This is a genomic window from Leptothrix ochracea (assembly GCF_041083635.1).
In the GTDB taxonomy this organism is placed as follows: Bacteria; Pseudomonadota; Gammaproteobacteria; order Burkholderiales; family Burkholderiaceae_C; genus Sphaerotilus; species Sphaerotilus ochraceus.
Genome location: NZ_JBFPHB010000018.1, coordinates 1 through 4995 on the forward strand (window position 1 = coordinate 1; position 4995 = coordinate 4995).

The following is a 4995-nucleotide window of genomic DNA, read 5'->3' on the forward strand; positions in this document are numbered from 1 at the left end:
CCATGCTCGCCGGCAGCAGCGAGGCCATCATCAAACCGTCGGTAGAAAGCACAGCCGAGGCTTCAATGTCGGCCGTCGAGCCGTTGAGTTCGCTGAGAATCGAGTTGAGAACGTCTGCACGCATGGCGAATTTCCTTCAAAACAAGTAAGAAACAGGTTCAAATGCTGCCGAGTTGCCCGCGCACTTCACCCACAAGAACATCAATCTCAGAGCGGAACATCCGCTCCAAAAGGGCCGGCCTGAAACCCGTGATACGAATCACCGTTTCGAGGTAATAAGCCAAATAACTTTCAGCCGTGATGGCCTGTGCTGTCAGGGATAAACGCTCCACCGTCACCATAATTTCATCGGCCAACGCTTTGCTACCGACAAACTCAGGGGTTATTTGAGTCCGCAGCCAAGAAATAACCCATGTCCACATCCCCATCATCATGGGATTTTTGACACCCACTTTGATGTGAACCACACCCACCAACGATTGCCAAGCCCAATACTGATCATCGAACGGCCCCGACAAGGTCCGCTGCCACCAACGACGCAAGGTTTTTTCACGTTCTTCACGCGCACCATGGCCGATGAGGTTGGCCATTTGTGGATTGGCTTCGATGGTGTCATAGAAACCTTTCACAAGGTCCTCTTCCATCGCCAGAAGTTGCGACTTGAATCGCATCAAAAGCTCAGCATCTTTTTCAGAGAATCGCTGACCTTCAGGAATATCGGCAATGATCTTGCTGGTCAAGTCAAAGACATTCATGCCGCCATTTTTTGTCATATCTATAAATCCTTCGGGCAAAGCTTATAAAAAACTACAGTCGATTAATATGCATTAATCAACACGGACAACCCGATGGTAACATTAACAATTCATCAACGAGAGATTCAAATTGTGATAATTGCCTCATTTGTCAAACACAAAGTTCAACCATGAAACAAGCATCCAAGATGCGTGTCTTACTGCACACATTTCTTGGATGGACCACCAATGCACTTGGTATGCCGCCACGGGCACGCCCTAAATCACGCGACGGATGGCTTGTGTGGCCTGCTCAACGCGCTGCAAAAAAGCAGCCCATGAAACCTCCGTCTTGATCAGAACCAGCATCACAACGTCGGTGGTGATGGACACCAGCAGCACGCTCCCCTCTTTGCCATGCACAACAACGTGTTCAAAGTGACCACAAGCACATTCACACACCGCTTGCTGACCCATGGCCAACATGGCGGCAGCGCGCATCGTGCCCTGTCGGCGTGGATCCATGGATGCAGACAACAACGAGGTCACGGTCAAGCCATCTACCGTCAAAATCGCCGAGGCCTCAATCTCCGGACTGTTTTCGTGGAGGTCCTTGAGCATCGGTTGGAAGACTTGGCTACGCATCTTTTATGTCCTCTTGATGGTTGATATTGATATATCTTGGTATCACGGAAAAACGATCAGACTGACCCCAACTCTTCGCGGGCTTCGGCAATCATTCGTCCAATCTCCGTGGCAGCCATACGATCGAGCAACGCTGGCTTGAATCCCGTCATGCGAATCACGGTTTGCAGATAGCTATCGATGTAACTTTCCATGGTCAATGACTGCACCGTCATGGCAAGCCGCTCAAAGCTTTCAAGGATCTCGTCAGCATGACTGGCTTTCACATCGGATACTTTGAGTTTATTTTTCAACCACGCGATGGTCCAAGACCACATAGAAAGCATCATTTGATTTTTGACACCGACCTTGATATGAACCATACCGACCAAGGATTGCCAAGCCCAATATTTTTCATCAAAAGGGCCAGACAATGTTCTATGCCACCAGACACGCAGCGTCTTTTCCCGGTCAGCACGAGCTCCATCACTGACGACTGCGTGCATGGGCGAATGATTAAAAATCGTGTCGTAGAAGCCCTTGACCAACTCTTCTTCCAAGCCAAGAAGGAAATCACGCACTTCGGCAAGGCGTTGTGCATCAACATCAGAAAATCTTTGGTGTGGCGGAATGATTTCAATAATTTTTCGAGTCAACTCGAACAACTTGATACTTTGGGCGTGCGGCATGATTTCTGAGTCATAGGCAAGAACAAATTAACCCTGGATGAGTTATTATTTTTAACTCATGCCGAATTTATCATCCACAAGATCGCCCCCTGTGATGTCTCCGTATTAAATGTGACTTATTGCAAAAAGAATAGGTAAGGCAACAGCGCAAAAACAACAAACCAAGACTAAATCAATTCCATTGAACAAATATCCATCTGAACAATTGATTTATATCAATATAAAAATACCCAGTAGGGTTTTTTACCAAAGTATCCAGTGAGGCACACCCTCGGCAGACAGAAACTGTCCAGCCCTGGGCCCTTGCAAAAGCGCCATCGTGCTGAGTAAACCCGCCTCGGTACACGTCGGGGCCGCCACCGTGACCGAACGCGGCGCCCCTGCCACTGGGCAGCCGGTGCGCGGGTCAAGGATGTGACCGTAGCGCACCCCGTCTTTGAGTAAAAAACGCCGAGCGTCTCCGCTGGTGGTGATGGCCCCTGTGTACACATGAAGCACCCCGACCGTCGCATCACAGGCGTCGGGCTGTTCCACACCGATGCGCCACGGCGCTCCTTGAGCGCGCGGTCCACTGACCGCCAAATCACCACCAAAGTTGATCAAGACGGGTAAATCGGTCCGAGCACGCATCAAACCCATGACGCGATCGACGGCGTATTCCTTGCCGATACCGCCAAAGTCGATTTCCATCCCTTCGGGCAGGATCAGGATGGGCCGCAGCCACGTTAACTGGGTCCAACCAACCCGTTCACGCAAAGCAGACACCGCCTGCGGCGAGGGCACGCGATCAGAGCCATCAAAGCGCCAAGCGTGTCGCAACACCCCTGAAGTGATGTCAAACAGCCCCTCGCTGATCTCGTAGCACTGTGCAGCAAAATCGAGCAAAGCCGCTGTCTCAACATCCACCTCGATGGGCCGACCCCGCGCCGCATGGATACGCGCCACCACGCTATCGCTGCGATAGCGGCTGAAGGCCCGCTCGATACGCACAGCTTCGGCTTGGGCAACACGCGTCAACATCGTCGCAAGGGCCTCATCTCCACCGTCCAGCAGCATTTCACACGGGCTGGCCATGGCTTCAAACCGGCCCCGCCAACCTTCAGCGACCGCCTCAATCACAACGTCTTGTTCCATGAAGCGTGATCCTACCGACGGATGCGAGGCGGCTCAGTGGTCCGATGTCGGTGCAGGCTCGGTCATTTTGGTGGACAGGGCTTCGATGAACGCCGCTGGCGGCTCGGACTCACCCAACTGCCTCAAGGTTTTGACCATCTGCCAAGACCGGGCAAAGTCGCCCTCCACATACAGCACCACCGCCCAAGTTCGATAGGCATTGCCATACGTCGGCACACGTTGGATGGCTTCGGAAAACATCGCATGGGCCTGATCGATATGGGCTTTGGCCAGCCCAGGATCTTTTTCTTTTTCCTCAAAACCTTGGAGTGCATACGCGCGCGCCGCATCGGTCAGGAGCCGATGCTTTTCACTCAGATCACCCGACGCTGAAAGCAACACCAAGGCTTTTTGGTAGTGCTCTATGGCGGCAAGGAAGTCATGCCGCGCAGACAAGAGCGCACCAAAACCCCAGTATGGGATGTAATCGTCCGGGTCCAGCAACCAAGCTTGGTTGAAACGGCGCATCGCCACATCGGCCTCACCCGCTTGCAAACGCTGCCAACCCTGCGCAGAAAAGCCCCGGCTCCCCTGATGCCGGGTCCCAGACGATTCGACCGCAGCAATGAACCGAGCGTCTGCATCCAAAAGCCGCTGCGACTTCTTCAAATCTGGATCCCCATACATCGGGATGAGGTGCAACGGTACTCCGCTTGGGGACAACGTATCCGGCAAAGGCTGAGCCCACGACCACGGTACCCACAGCCAAAGCACCAAGAGCATCAGCCCTATTTTTGTGCGATCCATGATTGATCTCCTCGACAGCGTGATGCTCAGCGTGGGCATGCCGCCATGGCTTGACATGCGACAAACAACCCGCCCTTCGCGACAAAAGTCACACCTCGACAGACGACCGTCATCCGAGCAATTTCATGCACAAAGCGTTACTAAACTAAGCTCGGCCGATGAGCTTGACGCAAAAGATTCTGCGACGGATATGGGCCGCTTTTGGGCCCGTGTGGGGGGTGGTGTTCATGCTGATACCCCACGCCGCAACAGCCCAAGGACTTCACCAAACCATCCAAGATATTTCGGTGCTGGAGCAGATGGATCTGCTGATGGTCTTGATCCCTGGCGGCTCTTTTTTGATGGGGTCCCCCCCCTCAGAGCCGGGCCATAAAAAACGCGAAGAACCGCAGCATGCGGTGCAGGTGCATTCCTTTGCCCTCAGTCGCTCAGAGGTGACCTTTGCGCAGTGGGACGCTTGTGTGCAAGACGGTGGGTGTTCGCTGCTGGACGATGACTACGGCTGGGGTCGCGGTCATCGGCCAGTGATCGATGTCTCTTGGGACAACGCACAAGCCTTTATCAGTTGGCTCAACCACAAAACCCACCGCACCTACCGCCTACCCAGCGAAGCAGAGTGGGAATATGCCGCTCGATCAACCAGTTCTGGGGCCTTTCATACCGGCCCCACCATCACGCCAATGCAAGCCAACTTTGACAGCACTGAAACGGAATGCCCACCACCGCGCTGCCTGTCACGACGCCAGACCACGCTGATTGGCAGCTTTGCGCCCAACGCTTTTGGTCTGTACGACATGCATGGCAATGTCTCGGAGTGGGTTCAAGACTGCTGGCACAGCGATTACAACGGCGCGCCCAGCGACGGCAGCGCGTGGCAAACCCAATGTGCCGAGAACCGGCATGTCATCCGTGGTGGCCGCTGGGACAACGATGCCCAACATGTGCGCTCAGCCAGTCGTAGCTGGGGACCGAGTCTGAGCGGCACCGGCAGCGGTTTTCGCCTGGCACGCACGCTGCGATAAGCGCAA

6 protein-coding genes are annotated in these 4995 nt (G+C 54.0%); 1 reads left to right on the forward strand and 5 read right to left on the reverse strand.

The window, feature by feature from the left end:
• Window positions 1-158 precede the first annotated feature (158 nt).
• The 5 genes from AB3X39_RS07905 to AB3X39_RS07925 form a co-directional block, all read right to left on the reverse strand.
• The gene (locus AB3X39_RS07905; RefSeq protein ID WP_369416819.1) at window positions 159-773 is read right to left on the reverse strand and encodes a protoglobin domain-containing protein; all 615 of its coding nucleotides are present in this window, start codon (window positions 771-773) and stop codon (window positions 159-161) included.
• A gap of 240 nt (window positions 774-1013) precedes the next feature.
• Complete coding sequence (locus tag AB3X39_RS07910) at window positions 1014-1379, reverse strand: roadblock/LC7 domain-containing protein (protein ID WP_369416820.1); 366 nt, start codon at window positions 1377-1379, stop codon at window positions 1014-1016.
• A 56-nt stretch (window positions 1380-1435) separates the two neighbouring features.
• A complete protein-coding gene (locus AB3X39_RS07915) occupies window positions 1436-2047 on the reverse strand; it encodes a protoglobin domain-containing protein (RefSeq protein ID WP_369416821.1) in 612 nt (203 codons plus the stop codon).
• Between the two features lie 243 nt (window positions 2048-2290).
• Window positions 2291-3181 carry an FAD:protein FMN transferase gene (locus AB3X39_RS07920; RefSeq protein WP_369416822.1) on the reverse strand — a complete coding sequence of 297 codons (891 nt, stop codon included), beginning with the start codon at window positions 3179-3181 and terminating at the stop codon, window positions 2291-2293.
• Between the two features lie 33 nt (window positions 3182-3214).
• Window positions 3215-3967 carry a tetratricopeptide repeat protein gene (locus tag AB3X39_RS07925; RefSeq protein WP_369416823.1) on the reverse strand — a complete coding sequence of 251 codons (753 nt, stop codon included), beginning with the start codon at window positions 3965-3967 and terminating at the stop codon, window positions 3215-3217.
• 227 nt (window positions 3968-4194) lie between these two features.
• Between AB3X39_RS07925 and AB3X39_RS07930 the strand changes: the two genes are divergently transcribed.
• Window positions 4195-4989 (forward strand): formylglycine-generating enzyme family protein, encoded by a 795-nt coding sequence (locus tag AB3X39_RS07930; RefSeq protein WP_369416824.1) that lies wholly within the window; start codon window positions 4195-4197, stop codon window positions 4987-4989.
• Window positions 4990-4995 lie beyond the last annotated feature (6 nt).

Bases quoted from the DNA above. Each gene is read 5' to 3' on its own strand.
- AB3X39_RS07925 (WP_369416823.1), bottom strand. From the start codon at position 3,967: ATGGATCGCACAAAAATAGGGCTGATGCTCTTGGTGCTTTGGCTGTGG.
- AB3X39_RS07920 (WP_369416822.1), bottom strand. From the start codon at position 3,181: ATGGAACAAGACGTTGTGATTGAGGCGGTCGCTGAAGGTTGGCGGGGC.
- AB3X39_RS07930 (WP_369416824.1), top strand. From the start codon at position 4,195: ATGCTGATACCCCACGCCGCAACAGCCCAAGGACTTCACCAAACCATC.
- AB3X39_RS07910 (WP_369416820.1), bottom strand. From the start codon at position 1,379: ATGCGTAGCCAAGTCTTCCAACCGATGCTCAAGGACCTCCACGAAAAC.
- AB3X39_RS07905 (WP_369416819.1), bottom strand. From the start codon at position 773: ATGACAAAAAATGGCGGCATGAATGTCTTTGACTTGACCAGCAAGATC.
- AB3X39_RS07915 (WP_369416821.1), bottom strand. From the start codon at position 2,047: ATGCCGCACGCCCAAAGTATCAAGTTGTTCGAGTTGACTCGAAAAATT.